The 18,814-nt window shown below is 45.3% G+C and carries 16 protein-coding genes and 1 tRNA gene; 1 reads left to right on the top strand and 16 read right to left on the bottom strand.

Annotated elements, in window-relative coordinates; genetic code table 11:
* Positions 1-157: 157 nt before the first annotated feature.
* The 11 genes from G625_RS0104575 to G625_RS0104525 all read right to left on the bottom strand — a co-directional run bounded on the left by G625_RS0104575 (position 158) and on the right by G625_RS0104525 (position 12,086).
* On the bottom strand, positions 158-1,357 hold the full coding sequence (locus tag G625_RS0104575; RefSeq protein WP_029200167.1) for an acetate/propionate family kinase: 1,200 nt from the start codon (positions 1,355-1,357) through the stop codon (positions 158-160).
* 140 nt (positions 1,358-1,497) lie between these two features.
* A complete protein-coding gene (gene pta / locus G625_RS0104570) occupies positions 1,498-2,493 on the bottom strand; it encodes a phosphate acetyltransferase (RefSeq protein ID WP_029200166.1) in 996 nt (331 codons plus the stop codon).
* Between the two features lie 243 nt (positions 2,494-2,736).
* Entirely contained in the window at positions 2,737-3,069 is a 333-nt protein-coding gene (locus tag G625_RS0104565) for a cyclic-di-AMP receptor (RefSeq protein ID WP_029200165.1), read from the bottom strand.
* Between the two features lie 112 nt (positions 3,070-3,181).
* The gene (locus tag G625_RS0104560; protein WP_029200164.1) at positions 3,182-4,630 is read right to left on the bottom strand and encodes a tRNA(Met) cytidine acetate ligase; all 1,449 of its coding nucleotides are present in this window, start codon (positions 4,628-4,630) and stop codon (positions 3,182-3,184) included.
* A 123-nt stretch (positions 4,631-4,753) separates the two neighbouring features.
* Positions 4,754-6,136: a PFL family protein gene (locus tag G625_RS0104555; RefSeq protein WP_029200163.1), complete on the bottom strand. Its 1,383-nt coding sequence runs from the start codon at positions 6,134-6,136 to the stop codon at positions 4,754-4,756.
* 74 nt (positions 6,137-6,210) lie between these two features.
* Positions 6,211-6,486 (bottom strand): ACT domain-containing protein, encoded by a 276-nt coding sequence (locus tag G625_RS0104550; protein WP_029200162.1) that lies wholly within the window; start codon positions 6,484-6,486, stop codon positions 6,211-6,213.
* Between the two features lie 232 nt (positions 6,487-6,718).
* Positions 6,719-7,537, bottom strand: a complete 819-nt coding sequence (locus G625_RS0104545; RefSeq protein WP_029200161.1) for an MBL fold metallo-hydrolase — start codon at positions 7,535-7,537, stop codon at positions 6,719-6,721.
* A 68-nt stretch (positions 7,538-7,605) separates the two neighbouring features.
* Positions 7,606-8,358, bottom strand: coding sequence for a dephospho-CoA kinase (coaE, locus tag G625_RS18365; protein ID WP_049895708.1), 753 nt, complete (start codon positions 8,356-8,358; stop codon positions 7,606-7,608).
* A gap of 10 nt (positions 8,359-8,368) precedes the next feature.
* The gene (locus tag G625_RS18360) at positions 8,369-8,767 is read right to left on the bottom strand and encodes a hypothetical protein (protein ID WP_044931605.1); all 399 of its coding nucleotides are present in this window, start codon (positions 8,765-8,767) and stop codon (positions 8,369-8,371) included.
* 210 nt (positions 8,768-8,977) lie between these two features.
* On the bottom strand, positions 8,978-11,737 hold the full coding sequence (gene polA, locus G625_RS0104530; RefSeq protein ID WP_156885028.1) for a DNA polymerase I: 2,760 nt from the start codon (positions 11,735-11,737) through the stop codon (positions 8,978-8,980).
* A 10-nt stretch (positions 11,738-11,747) separates the two neighbouring features.
* Entirely contained in the window at positions 11,748-12,086 is a 339-nt protein-coding gene (locus tag G625_RS0104525) for a zf-HC2 domain-containing protein (protein ID WP_029200159.1), read from the bottom strand.
* Between the two features lie 79 nt (positions 12,087-12,165).
* Here G625_RS0104525 and G625_RS0104520 point away from each other — a divergent pair.
* Positions 12,166-12,246, top strand: a tRNA-Leu gene (locus tag G625_RS0104520).
* 56 nt (positions 12,247-12,302) lie between these two features.
* On the opposite strand, the gene upp is transcribed toward G625_RS0104520, so the two are convergent.
* The 5 genes from upp to cls all read right to left on the bottom strand — a co-directional run bounded on the left by upp (position 12,303) and on the right by cls (position 18,790).
* Complete coding sequence (upp, locus tag G625_RS0104515; RefSeq protein WP_029200158.1) at positions 12,303-12,947, bottom strand: uracil phosphoribosyltransferase; 645 nt, start codon at positions 12,945-12,947, stop codon at positions 12,303-12,305.
* Positions 12,948-12,972: 25 nt separating this feature from the next.
* On the bottom strand, positions 12,973-13,650 hold the full coding sequence (locus G625_RS0104510) for an acyltransferase (RefSeq protein WP_029200157.1): 678 nt from the start codon (positions 13,648-13,650) through the stop codon (positions 12,973-12,975).
* 165 nt (positions 13,651-13,815) lie between these two features.
* Positions 13,816-15,825 (bottom strand): DNA topoisomerase, encoded by a 2,010-nt coding sequence (locus G625_RS0104505; protein ID WP_029200156.1) that lies wholly within the window; start codon positions 15,823-15,825, stop codon positions 13,816-13,818.
* Positions 15,826-15,892: 67 nt separating this feature from the next.
* Positions 15,893-16,954 carry an aldose epimerase family protein gene (locus G625_RS0104500; protein WP_029200155.1) on the bottom strand — a complete coding sequence of 354 codons (1,062 nt, stop codon included), beginning with the start codon at positions 16,952-16,954 and terminating at the stop codon, positions 15,893-15,895.
* Positions 16,955-17,215: 261 nt separating this feature from the next.
* Positions 17,216-18,790: a cardiolipin synthase gene (gene cls, locus G625_RS0104495; protein WP_044931634.1), complete on the bottom strand. Its 1,575-nt coding sequence runs from the start codon at positions 18,788-18,790 to the stop codon at positions 17,216-17,218.
* Positions 18,791-18,814 lie beyond the last annotated feature (24 nt).

Here is an 18,814-nt window from a genome sequence, read left to right as displayed (position 1 = left end):
CAAGCAAAATTTTCAAAGTATTTGAAATGGTGCAGAAAATGGAAGGGACGGGTGACGCACCCATCCCTTCCATTTTCTTCCGTTATCGTCATAATCTACTACTGAAAAAAATAGACCGGAACATGAAAAATGCTCCGGTCGAGATATTGGCAAATTATTAAGCTTCTACAAGGCGAAGTGTGTCACGTGCGATGGCAAGCTCTTCATTTGTAGGGATAAGGAAGATCTTAACCTTTGAATCATCTGAAGAAATAAGTGTATTCTTACCGCGAACATCATTTCTCTCATCATCGATCTTTGCGCCGAGGAATCCGAGATACTGATCAACGATGCGCTTACGTGCATTCTTGTCGTTCTCACCAACACCGGCTGTGAAAGCGATAGCATCAACACCGTTCATTGCAGCAGCGTATGCACCGATGTACTTGGCAACTCTGTACTCAAATGCATCAAGAGCAACCTGAGCCATGTGATTGCCTTCAGCGGCAGCCTTCCCTACATCACGGAAGTCTGAAGAAACGCCCGAAAGACCAAGAACACCTGACTTCTTGTTAAGGATGTTGAGAACCTCGTCAACTGAAAGATGCTCATGATTTGCAAGGAACTGTACTACTGCAGGATCGATATCACCTGAACGTGTTCCCATGATGAGACCCTCAAGCGGAGTAAGACCCATAGAGGTATCTACACCCTTTCCACCGATAGAAGCAGAAACAGAGGCACCGTTTCCAAGGTGGCAAACGATAACCTTTGCCTTCTCAGGATCAAGATTTCCAAACTTGATTGTCTCGTGAGAAACGAATGTATGAGATGTTCCGTGGAAACCGTAGCGACGGATACCATACTTCTCATAGTACTCTGTAGGGATCGCATAGTAGAATGCCTTCTCAGGAAGAGTCATACCGAAGGTTGTGTCAAATACAGCAACGTTTGGCTTACCGGGAACAACCTTCTCACAAGCCTCGATACCAAGAAGGTTTGCAGGGTTGTGAAGAGGTCCAAGGTCGAAGCACTCACGGATGATATCCTTTACCTCCTGATTAACAACGATAGACTCTGTGATCTTCTTTCCGGCATGAAGTACTCTGTGACCGATAGCACCGATCTCATCAACAGACTTAACGACACCGTGTGCTGCGTCTGTAAGAGCATCAAATACAAGCTTAACTGCAACGCCGTGATCAGGCATAGCTGTCTCAAGCTCAAAATCATCCTTACCCGGAGCCTTATGTGTGAGCTTTGAACCGTCGATTCCGATTCTCTCGCAAAGACCCTTGGCAAGAACTGACTCATTCTCCATGTCGATGAGCTGGTACTTAAGTGAAGAAGATCCACAGTTTAAAACAAGAATTTTCATTGGTTTTTTCTCCTAAAATCATATTATGAAGCGTCGTGCTCCGTTTTTTCGTTTTGTAGCTTCAAGTCCCACGAACCGCGGTACTAAAACATAAAAAGAAACAGGGTCAAGTCACCAGGGCCTGACCCTTTAATTCTTAGTTAAGCATTCTGAGCCTGAACAGCTGTCATAGCAACTACTGCTACGATATCGTCTGCATAGCAGCCTCTTGAAAGGTCGTTAACAGGCATTGAAAGACCCTGAAGAACAGGACCGTAAGCGCCGGCATGAGCAAGTCTCTGAACGAGCTTGTAGCCAATGTTTCCTGCCTCAAGTGAAGGGAATACGAGTGTGTTTGCATGACCTGCAACTGCGCTGCCCGGAGCCTTGAGCTCTGCAACTGTAGGATCAAGAGCTGCATCAAGCTGAAGCTCACCGTCAAGCTTGATATCAGGATACTTTTCGTTAGCAATCTTAACAGCCTCTGCAACCTTTGTTACATCATCATGCTTTGCACTTCCCTTTGTTGAATATGAAAGCATGGCTACCTTTGGCTCTGCGCCAACAAAGCTCTTGAAAGACTCAGCAGAAAGTGCTGCGATCTCAGCAAGCTTCTCTGAATCGAAATCTACGTTTACTGCACAATCAGCGAATACGAATGTACCATTCTCGCCGTACTCCTTTGCATCTGTTTCCATAAGGAAGAAACCTGAAACAGACTTGATGCCCGGCTTTGTCTTAAGAAGCTGGAGAGCCGGTCTGATAGTGTTACCTGTTGAGTGACATGCACCGGAAACAACACCGTCAGCATCACCGCACTTACACATAAGACATGCATAGTACATATAATCCTTCTCCATCTGCTCCTTGGCTGACTCAGCAGTAACACCCTTGCTGCCTCTGAGCTCTACGAACTTATCAATGTACTTCTGCTTGTTGGCATCGTTGTATGGATCCACAACTGTAATGCCTGTAAGATCAAATCCCTCACCGTTCCTGGCAATTTCTTCAGGAGTACCGATCAGAACAACGTTAGCGATACCCTCCTTTGTAATCTTTACAGCAGCCTCGAAGGTTCTCTTGTCCATAGACTCAGGAAGTACGATAGTCTTCTTGTCTGCTTTTGCCTTAGCCTTGATCTCATCAATAATAGCCATTGGTGTCATTCTCCTCTCAATATACACATTATAATTTTAATCATCTGCGACATGCCTCTTCTCACCAACCTCCTGTTGAAAGAACCGGCAGATACACAGTGACAGGTTTATGTTTTTAATGCACACAGGTGTAGCTCTGTATACAATTTGACATTCATAATTATTATACTCGATTAGACTTACCGTTCAAGCCACAAACTCCTTGATTTTCTGCACAAAATCAAGGACAAAATGTGTTCCGGTTCAATACTTCTCAAATCTCTCCAGATTGACCACCATCACCGTGGCACCGCCGACCTCCACCGGCATCGGCATGGTGGAATAGGTGTTCATGGAGGTGCCGGAAACATAAGGCATATTGACGGTTATATTCTGCCGGTTTCCGCATTCATTTTTTATGATCTCAACACATTCGTCAACCTTATCATCCTCTGTAGCGATCATAAGAGTGGAATTCCCCTTACGTAAAAATCCTCCAGTACTGGCAAGCTTCGTTACCTGATAATGAGAAGCATTCAGCGCATCCACCACATCATCCTCATTATCATTACGTACAATTGCATAAACAAGCTTCATCATCTGCCTCCGTTATCTTCAGCCGCCCCGGACCCATGCCGCCCGATGAAATTGCCCTGTGCCAATGTTTCCGAACCGACTCTTTTCAATAGATAAATGATACCATAAAACTCTAGTCAACGATTAAAAATTTTTGTGTAAACTCATTCCCGTAACTTATCAATCCGTCTTCACGTTCTCTGGGACTATACACTTTATTATATATATCCGCAGAATACATATCCTGATTAAACAAAGCTTCCGCATGGGAAGCATTGATACTGAGGATAAGCTCCTCCGGTGTCTCGATAGTTTCCTTCCTGCGAACCGAGAAAAGCTGCTTTTCATACTTCGAAGCCGAAGTTACCACCGTAGTTTTCACGCTGCCAAGCATATCTCTGGCTCTTTTACGAATGCCAAGAATCCTCACATACGGCATCATATCCGCTTCCCCGAAAAATCTTCCCCGGAGAACCCGGACATCCTTCTTACGGATTCCCAAAAGAATGTGGAGCAGAGCTCGCGAAATGCGGGTATAAGTGTAATTTTTCGATTTTATGGCTTCTATTCTTTCAGTAAATGTCATACGGTCATGTATCTGTTTTTTCAAAGCATCAGCTATCTCCCTGGACACATCCAGATAGTCCATAAAAGCCGATGGCTGTTCAGGCGACATACGGTCAAGATAATACAGCTGCAGCATTCTGTAGCTCAGCATATCTGACAGCATATCCACGTCCGCATATGATCGGTTAATGCTTACATCCCCATCCTCCGACTGAGGATTCTTAATCGCATCACGAATAGCATGGGCACTTTCAAATTTCTGGTTCCGCCTGATACAGTCAATGCGGAAACACTCTCCCTGCCTTTTTACTGCCTTTATATACTCAACTCCCAGAATGTCATTGGGGAGAAGCCTTGAGGCCATGGCGCCCGATGAAGGATCGTTTTTTTTCAGAAGACCGGCACTATCCCGGGCATCCGCCGGAAGACCCGGCTCACCTATGTTTTCAGACTTTTTCCAGTTATTTAAATCCTCATCAGGGTTTCCTCCGGATACACTGTCAAGTATATTTTCAAAAGCCTTTTCATCATCTCCGGAAAGCACCAGACTTATGGCTTCCGCCCTGGCCTTTGCATAACTCATACCGGCTTCAACATTGTCCCTTATGGCAGCATTTAATTTGGCATTCTCTTTACTTCCGGAATCCAGCTCGAGATCTGCAATCCTCATGAGATGATCCAGATCCCCGGATTCAGAACCAAACAGCAGAATGTCAACAAGTCCAAGAGATCTTAACGTCGCAACTCCCCCCGCAGCAAAATCCTCCGCAGAGGACGTCGAAAACATCTCCGGAATCTGCACCACCATATCAACACCGCCCTGAAGCGCCGCCCAGGTTCTCTCATATTTATCATATATAGCAGGCTCTCCCCTTTGAACAAAATCCCCGGACATGGCCGCAACCACATAGCAGTCGCCATAGCGGAGCCTGATACTGTCTATCAGATATTTATGTCCCTCATGGAAAGGATTAAATTCAGTTACTATTCCGATCACATTTTTTCCGTTGTACATAAGCCCTCTGTTGTTATTTTATTCCAAAAAACTCCTGCATCACGATACATCACACTTGTCTACTTCGGCATAAATATCACAAATAATTAGTCCGGAGAGCATCGGCCCTCCGGACTATTCTCCTTAGTTTTTAAAGCTGTGTATCGGCGCAGGGATCCTGCCCTTTCTGTTAACAAAAGCCGAGCAGTCAAAGGTATTGACCGCCATAACCGGTGCATGGCCGAGAAGGCCTCCAAAGTCAACATGGTCTCCAACCTTCTTGCCGTATGCCGGAATAACTCTGACCGCGGTTGTCTTCTGGTTCACCATGCCAAGGGCCGCCTCATCAGCTATGATGCCCGAAATGGTTGCGGCTGTGGTATCTCCCGGAATAGCGATCATATCAAGACCTACGGAGCATACGCAGGTCATGGCTTCAAGCTTCTCGAGATTAAGGGCACCGGCCTCAACTGCATTGATCATGCCCTGGTCCTCAGATACCGGGATGAATGCACCGCTGAGTCCTCCGACTGAACTGGATGCCATGATACCGCCCTTCTTAACCTGGTCGTTAAGCATAGCAAGAGCAGCTGTGGTTCCCGGAGCCCCAACCTTTTCAAGGCCCATGAGCTCCAGAATATCTGCCACAGAATCTCCGATGGCAGGTGTTGGTGCAAGAGAAAGATCGATGATTCCGAAAGGAACTCCCAGTCTCCTTGAAGCTTCCTTCGCCACCAGCTGTCCTACTCTCGTTATCTTGAAGGCTGTCTTCTTTATAAGCTCTGACAGCTCCTCAAAATCAAGACCCTGAGCATTACGCAAAGCATCACGTACCACACCGGGTCCGGAAACGCCTACATTGAGAATGCAGTCAGTTTCGGAAACTCCGTGAAAGGCTCCGGCCATAAACGGATTATCATCAGGAGCATTACAAAATACAACCAGCTTGGAGCATGCCGAGGAGTCTGTATCTTTAGTGCGCTCAGCGGCTTCCTTTACCATTTCTCCCATAAGTCTTACGGCATCCATATTGATACCGGTCTTGGTAGAACCGAGATTGACCGATGCACAAACTATATCCGTTTCTGCAAGAGCTCTGGGAATGGCCCTCATGAGCATCTCATCCGCCGGTGACATCCCCTTCTGGCAGACAGCCGAAAAACCCCCAAGGAAATTAACCCCTACCGCCTTGGCAGCCTTATCCAGAGTATGGGCTACCTTTACAAAATCCTCTGTCGACTTGCAGGCACTGCCGCCGGCAAGGGCTATGGGAGTTACCGAGATTCTCTTGTTTACGATAGGCACACCGTAGTCCTTTGAAATCTCTTCACCTGTCTTTACAAGGTCTCTTGCATACTTGGTTATCTTTTTATATATATTGTCGCAAAATGTATCAACATCCTGTGCCGCACAGTCAAGAAGACCGATGCCCATGGTTATGGTACGAACATCAAGATTGTTATGCTCTATCATGTTGTTGGTTTCAGATACCTCAACAGCATTTACAACATCATTTAAAATTGCCATATATTCTCCTTTGGTACTACATGATGGAAGAAGTATCACTTCATCACTTCGCAGATATCATAATTCTATGAATATCAGATTCTGTGCATCATGGTGAAAATCTCTTCAAGCTGCATCTTGATATCCACACCGATCCGGTCCTTACCGTACTGTGTAAGCTCTCCCGCAACCTTGTCAAAAGGCTCTTTTATATCGGAGACATCGACGATCATCATCATATTGAAAAATCCGCCTGTGATGGTCTGTGAAATATCAAGGATGTTGATATTTGCCTCTGAAAGAAATGTACACACCTTCGCTATGATACCTACACTGTCCTTACCAACAACGGTAATAATCGCCTTTTTCATAAAACCTCCTTGAATCCATAAAGCCGCTGACACATTTCAGCCTGCAAGTTTCTTCTATAATAAGCATCGATGCAATAAAAAAACAAGTTTAATATTCCATAATTTGCCTTCATTTTTAAATACAATCACCCGGAGTTATGGCACCTATAAGCGCACAAGCCTTTATTATGGAAATCCTTTTCTCAGGGCAGGTCGGAAACCTATATCGTTAAACCACGCCGGATGAAACTTCTTAAATCTCAACGATTTCCGAAATCCGGTTCCTGTGGGCAACGGTAATGTTTATCTCTCCAGATTTGTGCTCGGAATCAGACTTGTCTATCTCCCGCCTGACTGTGTTTAATGCCAAAACCGGAAGGTTGTTCTCCTTACTGAGGTGTCCCAGAAAAACATGCTTCACGCGTCTTGAGAGTATGGAATCCAGAAGAAGTCCGCAATTGTCATTGCTGAGATGTCCATGGTCACTTAATATGCGTCGCTTCAGAGACATTGGATACGGTCCGGTGCTGAGCATTTTAACGTCATGATTGGATTCAATCACCATAGCATCCAGGTCTCTCAGATGCTCAGCGATATAATCGTCATAATGCCCGAGATCCGTAGCAACCGCAACCCTTTTAGCCGCATCCGGTTTATCTTCACCCATAGTCTCCACTCTGTAGCCCACTGGATCCGCAGCATCATGATATATACTGAAGGGACATATCCGGAGGTCGCCTATTTCCATGGTACTGTCGGGAAGGATCGGAAAAAGATTGTCTTTATGAACATCTCCCAATGTCTTATTGAGCATTACCTCCCTGAGAGTTCCCAGGGTTCCGTACATAGGTATGCCGTATTTTCTTGCAATGGTTCCGACTGCCCTGACATGGTCTATATGCTCATGGGTAAGGAATATGGCATTTATATCCTTAAGCTCCAGATCCAATTCATGAAGTCCTGTGTTTATGGCCTTCATGGTCACCCCTGCATCTACGAGGATATGGGTACTCTCTGTGCCTATGTATGTGCTGTTCCCGCCTGAACCGCTGGCAATGCTTGTAAACCTCATTAAAATCAAAACCTTTCAATAACTTCATAATCCGGAACACCGGGGTGCATCCACCCTTCCGGGAAGGATTACAGCATCTGAACAGCCGGATTGTATTCACCAAAAAAATCCCTCATGTGATTCCCGATCATTTTAACCGTCTCTTCCGGGGAGCCCGTATTGTCGATCCTGAATGTGGCGATTTTCTCATATTCATCATCCCCGATTTGCGAAAGAATCATATCACGGGCCTTTTCTTCTGTATAGCCCCTTGTTTCCATAAGGCGCTTAACTCTGACTGACCTTTCCGCATATACTGCCCAGATCTCATCGCATAAATCTGTAAAAGCTTCATTTGGTAATGCTGTCTCTACCGCAAAATCCGCATCCCGGGAGCCGATTTCTTTTCGGACGTATTCCCACACAGCAGGATGTACTATTCCATCGACCTTTTTTCGAATGTGATCCTTCCCGCTTCCATACAGCTTTTTTGCAATTGCCTTAAGATCCGCAGTACCGTCCTCTTTTTGAATGTCTTCACCGAGAAGCTCTTTCAGTTTTTCAAAAACAGAATTTCCGTCAACATAAAAAGACTTGGCTATGTCATCCGTCTTCAGGATCACAAACCCATAGTCTTTTTCCAGGGTGTCAAGTACTGTAGACTTACCTGCACCGACACCTCCTATAACTCCGATTACCATCTGTCTCTTTGCCTCATTCTGCAATGCTTCTTTCCGAAAGCCGGTCTCCGTAAACCATCTTAGACCCTGTCCGTCATGACCGGTCTTTCCATGATATCCTATGCTCAGACCGCTGTGACCGGACTTTTCATGATATCCCAAGCTCTGCCCGCTATGACCGGTCTTTCCATGATATCCTAAGCTCTGCCCAGTCCTGTTCCCTCTTCCGTGCATTCAGCCAGTCAAGTCCTTCCATAACTCCGGCTTCATCAAAAGCAAGCTCTTTATATAGCTTTTTATCCTCCGGCGTCTTATCAAAGGAAAAGGGTTCCGGCCAGGCCCAGACACCCAGACGAAGCCTTTCCTTTGTAGGATTCATGATTTTTTCTCCGGTCTTTTTATCCACGGGATAATCCGCTTCCCCTGCTTCGATTTTTTTCAAAAGTTCAGTATCGGGATCCTTATAAACCACCTTGGACATGCGATAACGCATGCCTTCGGAGGAACCCGTAAAGCTCTCCTTTTTTAAAAAACCCAGGTGCATTATATCTGTTTTTTCTATTAAAGCCATTCCATCTTTTCTTTCTATATATCGTCTATAGATTTAAGTTCCATGAAAGAAACGTCTTATTTGACATTTCTCCCATGGAATGTATATTAACTTCATTGGTCTCAATGAGCTGATCAGCCAAACCTATTCCTCTCACCGAAAATTAATAAATCTTGCGTATTCCCATTATCTACCCATGTGAACCGGAACCGGTTTATCTCACTGTACATATCAATGAGCCTCGTCCCAGTTATATCCTTCGCTTGCATCAGCCACCAGAAGTACTTTAAGCTTTACGGCATTCTGCATCTTTTCAACCAGAAGCTCTCTTACTTTATCCTTCTCTTCTATAGGGGCTTCTATCAAAAGCTCATCATGAACCTGAACAACTATCCTTGACTTGTAACCGCCTTCACGAAGTGCCCTGTCAACCTCGTTCATGGCCTTCTTCATGATATCCGCGGCTGATCCCTGGATAGGACTGTTCATCGCAACTCTTTCGCTGAAGGATCTTCTCATAAAGTTGGAAGCATTGATATCCGGAACAGGTCTCCGTCTTCCGAAAACAGTCTTTATATAACCATGTTTACGGGCAAACTCCACTTCACCGTCCAGATATTTCTTAACATCCGGGTATGTTTCAAAGTATCTTTCTATATATTCCTTTGCTTCCACACGGCTTATGGACAGGCCCTCACTGAGTCCGAATGCAGAAATACCGTAAACTATACCGAAGTTAACGGCCTTGGCATTACGCCTCTGCTGCTCTGTGACTTCCGAAAGCGGTATATGAAATACCTGAGATGCTGTAACCGCATGGATATCCCTGGCATCCTTGTATGCCTCAATAAGCTTCGGATCTCCCGAAAGTGAAGCCAGAATGCGAAGCTCCACCTGTGAATAGTCGGCATCAATGAAAACACATCCCGGCGACGGAACAAATACCTTTCTGAACCTTCTTCCAAGCTCTGTTCTGATGGGAATGTTCTGAAGATTCGGGTTTGTGGAGGAAATACGTCCTGTGGCTGTAACCATCTGGTTAAACTCTCCGTGTATTCTGCCATCCTCACGTATGAATCCGAGGAGGCCCTCGGCATATGTCGAATTCAGCTTACTGAGTGTACGATACTCAAGTATATCTCTGACTATCGGATTTTCCTCCGCAAGCTTTTCAAGCACATCCGCAGCTGTAGAATATCCTGATTTGGTCTTCTTTCCGCCCTTTAGTCCAAGTCTTTCAAACAGGATCTCACCAAGCTGCTTCGGCGAGTTGATATTGAATTCTATTCCGGCATCCTCATAAATACTTTTCTGAAGCTTTTCTATACCGGCCTTAAGCTCCTTTCCATAGTCAAGAAGAGCCGCCTTATCGACCAGGATTCCCGCCACCTGCATATTGTAAAGGGTATATACAAGTGGCATCTCAATGTCTCTGAAAAGCTCCATCTCCTGAAGCTCTTCAAGCTTATCCATAACCGCCTTAAAAGCTCCCTCTGCCACTATGGCAGTATATGCCCCCATTGTTTCCTCAACTGTCGAAAGAAGCTTGTGGTCGTCTGATGTGTCCGATTTCGAAGCCACCTTGAAACGATCCCTGAGTTCCTTTTCCGATGGTAATGTCACCGACATGAAATCTCTGGCCAGATCCTCATAGGTATAGGTATCCTTCAGTGGATTAATGACATAAGCCCCAATTGACAGATCGAGAACATTGCTCTCAGGGGAAAAATCACAATCATAAAGCTGAGACTTAAGGTTCATGGTATAGAGATGCATCCCCTCTTTAAGGGACAGCTCCTTAAGCTCCTTTTTCCAGTCAAAGCCATGGAATCTGAAGTATCTGCCGCCCTCAAGGGCAAAGAAGAGCTCTGTGGTATCGGATGCTTCCTGATCTTTAGCTTCTGCATCCGGTTCTTCATCAAATACCATTTCCATCTGTCCCACAGCATTTTCCTGAACCGATGCTTTATGAACTATACAGAAACCTGCCGCCCCCTGACTTGCAGCATCCTTAAAGGCGATCTTCGCCATAAAAGGATCATCAACAGACTTTATCTCTGAAAGATCAAAATCCTGATGCTGTTCAATGTTAAGAGAGGTTACATCAAAACGCTTGATAAGAGATTTAAGCTCGAGTCTTTTTATCATTTCAAAAGACTCTTCGTTAAACATATTCTCCACCTTCGCATCATCATACTCAAAATCTATGGGCGAATCAATGTTGATGGTGGCGAGGATTTTGGAGAGCTTTGCATTATCCCACTCCTCGATAAGCATTTGGGCAGCCTTCGGCTTACGGGGAACCTTGAATTCAGGATCCCCTGAAACAGCTGCTTCATGTGCGGTTTCGATGTCATGATACTTCTCTATTATCCACTCGGCAGATTTGGGTCCGAGACCTGCCACTCCGGGAATATTGTCCGAGGTGTCACCCATAAGAGCCTTCAGATCTATGAATTCCGCCGGGGTCACTCCCCAGGTTTTCTTCACATCATCGGGATAATAGATTTCCGCGGTAGTCACGCCCTTGGAGGTTTTGGGCAGATAGATTTTGATATGCTCATCACTTAACTGAAGAAGGTCTCTGTCTCCGGAAACTATGGTTACCTCCACTCCCTTTGCCTGGGCTCTTTTTGCAACTGTTCCCAAAAGATCATCCGCCTCAAATCCGCCTTTTTTCAAAAGCGGAATGTGCATAGCCGTGAGGACCTCCTGAATAACGGGAATCTGTTCGTGAAGCTCCTGAGGCATAGGCTTACGTGTTCCCTTATAACCCTCAAACATTTTATGTCTGAAGGTGGGCTCATGAACATCAAATGCCACCGCAAGATGGTCTGCCTGTTCCTCATCCAGAACCTTCAGAAGAATGTTTAAAAACCCATATACCGCGTTTGTATGCAATCCCTGAGAATTGGTAAGCTCCGGGATTCCGTAGAAAGCACGAGACATGATACTATGTCCGTCTATAAGTAAAAGTTTATCTGACAAAATTATCTCCTCTTCACATGATCCACATCCTGATCTGCATTAGAAAAATGATCAGTACAGCCCAAAAAGCTATGGCATCCACAACCATAGCAGCTATCCTTCTGGCAAACAGTCTAAACAGATAGAACTTTGAATCACTTATTGTCCTTTTAAGCGCTTCGTCGATGTTCAGATTGGTGTCCGCATCGGAATCCAGCTCCGCCGCACCTCTGTAAACCATATGGGTGATCCTGAGCTCATCCATACATTCGTCACATCCGTTCACATGATCGATAAAATCCTTAAGCTCTGCATCTGTCAGCTTGTTGTTCAGATAATCATAAATTTTTTTTCGGGCATCCAGGCATGTCATAATGTTATTGATGGGTCAAAATCGGCATCGATTCGACTTGAAAACCTTTCGATAATGTGCTAATTTATATAGGTCTTAAGCCGCCATGGCGGAATTGGCAGACGCACGCGACTCAAAATCGCGCGGTTTATCCATGCCGGTTCAAGTCCGGCTGGCGGCAGACATAAAGTGGATTGGTTCTATACCGGTCCGCTTCTTTTTTTATCATAAAAACCATTACTTTGTTCCGAAAATACGGTCTCCGGCATCTCCGAGTCCCGGACAGATATAAGCATTTTCATTAAGGCATCTGTCTACGTTTCCGACATAAACCTGAACATCTGGATGTGCCTCAACAAGCTTCTTTATACCCTCAGGAGCAGCGATAATGCAGATAAACTTGATCTTCTTTCCGCCGTGTCTCTTGATCTGGGTGATAGCATCAACAGCAGATCCGCCTGTTGCAAGCATAGGATCACATACAACTATCTGTCTCTCTTCGATAGGATGAGGGAGCTTGCAGAAATACTCAACCGGCTGATGTGTAGTCTCATCTCTGTACAAACCGATATGACCGATCTTGGCACTTGGCACAAGAGCTGTGAGTCCTGAAACCATGCCAAGTCCTGCTCTTAAGATCGGGACGATGGCAAGCTTTCTGCCGGCAAGCATAGGAACACTTGCTGTCTCGATAGGCGTATCGATCTCTACAAGCTTTGTGGGCAGATCATGAAGAGCCTCAAACCCCATAAGCATGGCGATCTCTTCCACAAGCTGTCTGAACTCATTTGTTCCCGTTGCCTTATCACGAAGAAGTGAAATCTTGTGAGTAAGCAGAGGGTGGTTGAGAACTGTTACATTTGATCCATAATTGTTGTCCATTTAAAATCTCCTTTATAAAAAGTGTTTAATCTTCTGTTTTTCTTATGATCTCATCCTTTGACTTATAGATGGAATCAGAATCCACACAGCCCCTTACGGAACTAAGGGGGTAAATGTTTGTGTTCCTTCCGATAACCGTGCCGGGATTAAGTACCGAACCGCAGCCTACCTCAACATGGTCACTGAGCATGGCACCGAACTTCTTGAGTCCGGTTTCAATGTCTCCGTCCTCAGCATGCACTTTCACAAGCTTCTTATCGGACTTTACATTTGATGTAAGTGACGCAGCTCCCATGTGTGATTTATATCCAAGAATGGAATCTCCCACATAATTATAGTGTGGTGTCTGCACTCCGTCAAAGATAATAACATTTTTAAGCTCACAGGAATTACCTATGACACAACCTTTACCGGCAATGATATTGCCCCGGAGAAATGCACACTGTCTGACCTCTGTCTCGGGTCCGATAATGATATACTCCGCAAAATAAGCAGAATCAAAGACCTTGGCAGTCTTGTGGATCCAGACATTGGGCTTTACTTCATCATACTCCTCCTTTGAAAGAGTCGGTCCGTAGGCCGCGATAAAATCATGAATTTTCGGAAGTACCTCCCAAGGGTACGTGCATCCTGAAAATGCCTCCCCCGCCTCTGTGTAACTGAGGTCATACATGGCCTCTATTGTCATATCACTCTTTTTCACTTTTTTCTCCTGTTTTCATCTAACTGTGAATGTGCCAGAAACTTAAAATACGTTGTACTGGTTCACCGGCCGAACTGCTGCGTTTTCATCTCAAATGAGAGCATGTTTTTTCATATTACCGAACTACTTTATGTTCACCCGGATGATCACCATTGCAGCAAGCCTTTACATTGACCTGATCTTCTCTGTCTTTTCCCTTACGAACTGCTCCAGCTTATCCATATATTCCCGCTCGCTTATTTTTCCTTCGGCAACGGAGCTTAAACCCATTTCCCAGGAAGCCGTAAGCTTCGGATTGAGAAGATGGGGTATGGATATCTTAACATAATAGGCTATATGTTCACCAAGCTTTGTAGGTGTCAGGATCTGTGTCTTTTTCTGAAGTGACACATACTTATCATCCACAAGCTTTGTGAGTATTCCGGCTCTGGTAGCACTCGTGCCGATTCCGGCACCCTTGATCTGAGCTCTCAGATCCTCATCCTCTATGAGATTTCCGGCATTTTCCATGGCAAGGATCATTGATCCGGAAGTATATCTCTTAGGCGGTGAAGTTTCTCCCTCTTTCACCTGAAGGGTACGAAGGCTTATCTTCTGACCCTTTTTAAGCTTCAAAAGCGCTTCACTCAGGCGTCCGTCTTTGTCTCCGGTTTCTTCAGAGTCCTGTCCGCCCTCCGGCTGTCCGTCACCGGTCGCACTTCCGGTACCGCTGTCTCCCTCTGCGGCTTTCGAAGCATCTTTTTTGACATTGGCAACCTTCAGATAACCCTCTTCCTTCAAAGCTCTCGTTCCGGCCGTGAAGGTCTCATCATTACAGCTTATGGACAATGCAATCTTCTGATAAACTGCCGGCGGATAAAAGATAGCAAGAAACCTCCGGCAAATCAACTCATATACCTTCTTAGCCAGAGGCTTTAAGGACTGATACTCCCTCTGCCCCTGACCGGTAGGAATGATCGCATAGTGATCGGCGATCTTCTTGTCATCCACATACCTGGTTTTTCCTATGTTTTTATAGGACCCGTTTTCAAGTATCTCCTGAGCCGCTGCCGCCACCGGCTCATAGGTGGAAAGTCCCTTTATGTTTTTTGCTATCTCCTTTGATACGGCAGTAGATAAAACCCTCGCATCAGTACGGGGATAGGTGGTTAATTTCTTTTCATAAAGCTCCTGGGCTATGGCCAGGGTCTCATCGGGACTTATCTTAAACATCTTTGAGCAGTCATTCTGAAGCTCTGCAAGATTATATAAAAGGGGCGGATTCTTTGTCTCCTTCTTCTTTTCCAGGCCTGTAACCTCCGCCTCTCTTGGAAAAGGCATGAAACTCTTCATAAACTCTACGGCACGACCCTGCTTGAGGAAGCCCTTTCCGTCATATATCTCTGTTGGTGCGTACTTCTTTGAGCCCGGGTTTTCCTTCCAGTCCGCAGTGATCACGGCACCGTTTCCGATGTCAAAATCTCCCAGGATACGGTAGAAAACCGTCTTCTGAAAGGCTCTGATCTCCTGCTCACGCTTTACTATCATTCCCAGGACACAGGTCATGACACGTCCGACAGCCACCACCATCTTGTCATTACGATCCATGTTGAGCTCCCGTCTTATACGGTTACTGTATTTAAGGGACAGAGCTCTGCTGAAATTTATGCCCATGAGATAATCCTCTTTGGCCCGTGAAAAGGCAGCGGCCGAAAGATTATCATAAGCACTGTCAGGCTTTGCTTCACGAATGCCCCTAAGTATCTCCTCATTGGTCTGTGAATCTATCCAGACTCTCCTTTTCTCTTTGGATTCCGGCACCTTAGCCATCATCTCCACAAGGCGGTAAATATATTCTCCCTCCCGGGCGCTATCGGTGCAGACATATATGGTGTCCACATCCTCACGATTGAGCTGTTTGGAAACTACCTGAAACTGCTTTTTCGTACTCTTTCCGACTTCGTATCTCCACTCGGAATCCCCGGGAATAAAGGGCAGCGTGTCAAAACTCCACTTTTTCAAAGACTCATCATAAGCCTCGGGATAGGACAACTGCACCAGATGTCCTACGCACCAGGTTATGACATAGTTTTCATCCTCGAGAAATCCGTCGCCTCTCCTGACATTCTTCATGCCGAGAGCCTGGGAGAACTGCTGCGCAACGGAGGGCTTCTCCGCTATAAATAACTTTTTCAATAAAACCTCTTTATAATATCAATTATTATTCAGTTTAATCCTTAAATGCTCTGAATAGTAACTATGATCACTTTACTTCCCACTTGAAAACCGTGGTGGTGTCGTATTCTTCACCGACTTTGACTATAGATGTCGGCCAATCTGCCTTATGCAGGCAGTCAGGATAATGCTGTGTTTCGAAACAGTATCCGTGGTGCGGTCCGAAATGAACTCCACCCTTTCCTTCAAAGTCAGTAGCCATGGAATTGGTTGTATAGAACTGCATTCCCTCAAGATCTGTGTATACTGACATTTTGATGCCTGACTTTTCGGAGAAAGCTGTGGCCACAAGTCTTACATTTCCGTCGAAATCATTAAGCACCCAGTTATGATCGAAACCTCCGGCAAAATTAAGCTGGTCAAAATCCGTTTTGAGATCTCTCTTTATAGGCTTCGGTGTGGTGAAATCCATTGGTGTACCCTGAACAGATGCTATATCACCGTAAGGAATAGAATTCTTGTTGGCAGGTGTAAAACGGTCAGCATTGATCCATACTATCTGGTCCATGGCATCTCCGCTGTCGTATCCGTCGAGATTAAAGTAAGCATGATTTGTCATGTTAAATACTGTGTCCTGATCGGCTGTTCCTGTATAGTGGATGCTGAGACTATCGTCTTCTGCCAATGTATATGTCACAGAAACTTTTGCCTCTCCGGGGAATCCCTGGTCACCGTCCGGTGAAATGATCGAGAACATCACATAGCTGCCGAGTCCGGAATTGTCATACTCTGCATCCCATACTCTGTTTCTCCAGTAATCAAGTCCTGAGTGAAGGTTGTTAACACCCTTGTCATTCTTCGTAAGCTCATAGGTCTTTCCGTTGATCTCAAAGGATCCGCCGCCGATACGGTTTGCGTTACGACCCAGAGGCTCTCCCATGTGACCGGGGTTCCTGAGCAGCATCTCAACATTATCAACACCGAGAACCACATCTCTCTTGTTTCCCTCTTTGTCCTTCACCAGCATAGTAAGCCAGATTGCGCCTAAATCTGTGAAGCTGGCCTCTGTACCATTACCGTTTGTCAATGTATATCTCTTAACCTCAGTTCCATCCTGAAGCTTTCCTAAAACCGATTCTTTTACTGACATTTCAGATTCCTCCATTTCCAACGGAGAAGATTTCTCTCCTTCATTTAGAAGGAGTCCGGCTTTTTGTCTGATTCAAAAAAGCCGTCCGTCCCCGAATTTGCTCCGACCATTATACACCAAAATCCCCCCTTGTAGTAGTGGGATTAAGGGAAAAACCGGAGACGGTTCTTCCTTACGAAAACCATCTCCGGTTTTATCAACCACAGGTGTCATTTATGACGATTCTCAACCCTGAGAACCATCTCGTTGGGTATACAGCATTCACATCAGCTCTGCAAAGAGCCTCAGGAACAGCTGCGATAATTTAAGATATGAGCTTTTAACAGTACTGTATTCTTCAGTGACCTCTGTACTTTCCGAAAACATTTTTTCAAAATCGCGACGGATAGCCGGTACCACTTCACTGTGGGCGATGAAACATCCATTCTCAAAATGGTGATACAGGCTTCTGTAATCGAGATTTATGGTACCGCAGGTGGCCATGACATCATCTGCAACACACATCTTCGCATGGCAGAATCCGGGAGTCCATTCATACATCCTGACTCCGTGTCTTGCCAGTGAGTTATAGAAGGACCGTGTCACATTGTAAACCATCTTTTTGTCCGGAATTCCCGGAGTGATAACACGGACATCAACGCCTCTTTCCGCCGCAAGAGCCATGGCATGGGCCATCTCATCGGTGATAATGAGATAGGGAGTCACAAAATAACAGTACTTAACCGCCTTCTCAACGATACTTATATATACATCCTCCCCAACATGTATATCATCCATGGGACTGTCAGCATAGGGCTGAATGAATGCATTTTCGCCTGCTACCGTGGCATCCTCAGGGAAAAACCTTCCAAATTCCACATCGTCCTTATCTTCATCACTTACGGCATTCCACATTTCAAGGAAGGTAACGGTCAGAGACCTTACCGCTTCGCCCTCAAGTCTTATTCCCGTATCCTTCCATAAACCAAAGGGATGTTTCAGCCCGAAATACTCGTCCGCAAGATTATAGCCTCCGGTGAACCCTACATAACCGTCCACAACAGTTATTTTTCTGTGATCTCTGTTGTTAAGAAAAGCATTAAATCCGGGAGCCAGAGGATTGAACACACGGCATTTAATCCCCCTTGCCTCAAGCTTCTTGCAAAAATCCATATTTATAAAACCGATGCTTCCCATATCATCATAGAAAACCCGGACTTCAACACCCTGCTTCACCTTCTCCGCCAGAACCTCTTCAATCCGGTTCCAGGAGACAGAATCATCTATTGCATGATATTCCATGAAAATAAAGGTTTTTGCCTTTGCCAGAGCAGTGAGCTGTGCTTCCAGACCATCTGCTGCACTGTCATAGTACTTGATGAGGGTATTCTGATAAACCGGATACAGAGCATTTGTTGCAATATAATGCGAAATTCCGGCCGCTGCCCGATCAGTCTCCTTTAATTTTTCATAGACCTCGGTATTTTTCGGGAGTATAGGCATAAGAACCTCATCTATCCTGCGATACCGGTCCCTCATCTTCCGGGTATACCCATTCAATCCTATGAGAAGATACAGCGAAACCCCCATGATAGGAAGTACAAGTATCAGAATGATCCAGGGCATCTTCATGGCTGCCGTTTTGTTTTGGGCATAGATTCCCAGTACCAGCACTAACGCCAGTATCCTCATGCCAATGTTTATCCACTCCGCATAATCCCATAATTTTGTAAACAGCAAAAGCACTATCAGGATTTCTATCAGCAGGGCTATCCCCACAAATACCATTCGCTTTATACCGTTATGTGTTTCTTTTCTACCCTCGTAGGTCTGCTGCTCGTCGTTATTATTATTCATCATGTTTTACCTCAAAAAATGCCT

Origin of the sequence: Oribacterium sp. NK2B42 (assembly GCF_000424445.1) — a bacterium.
Taxonomy (GTDB): domain Bacteria; phylum Bacillota; class Clostridia; order Lachnospirales; family Lachnospiraceae; genus Oribacterium.
Note: the sequence above shows the minus strand (reverse complement) of the source record. Positions and strands in the feature narration are given on the sequence as shown.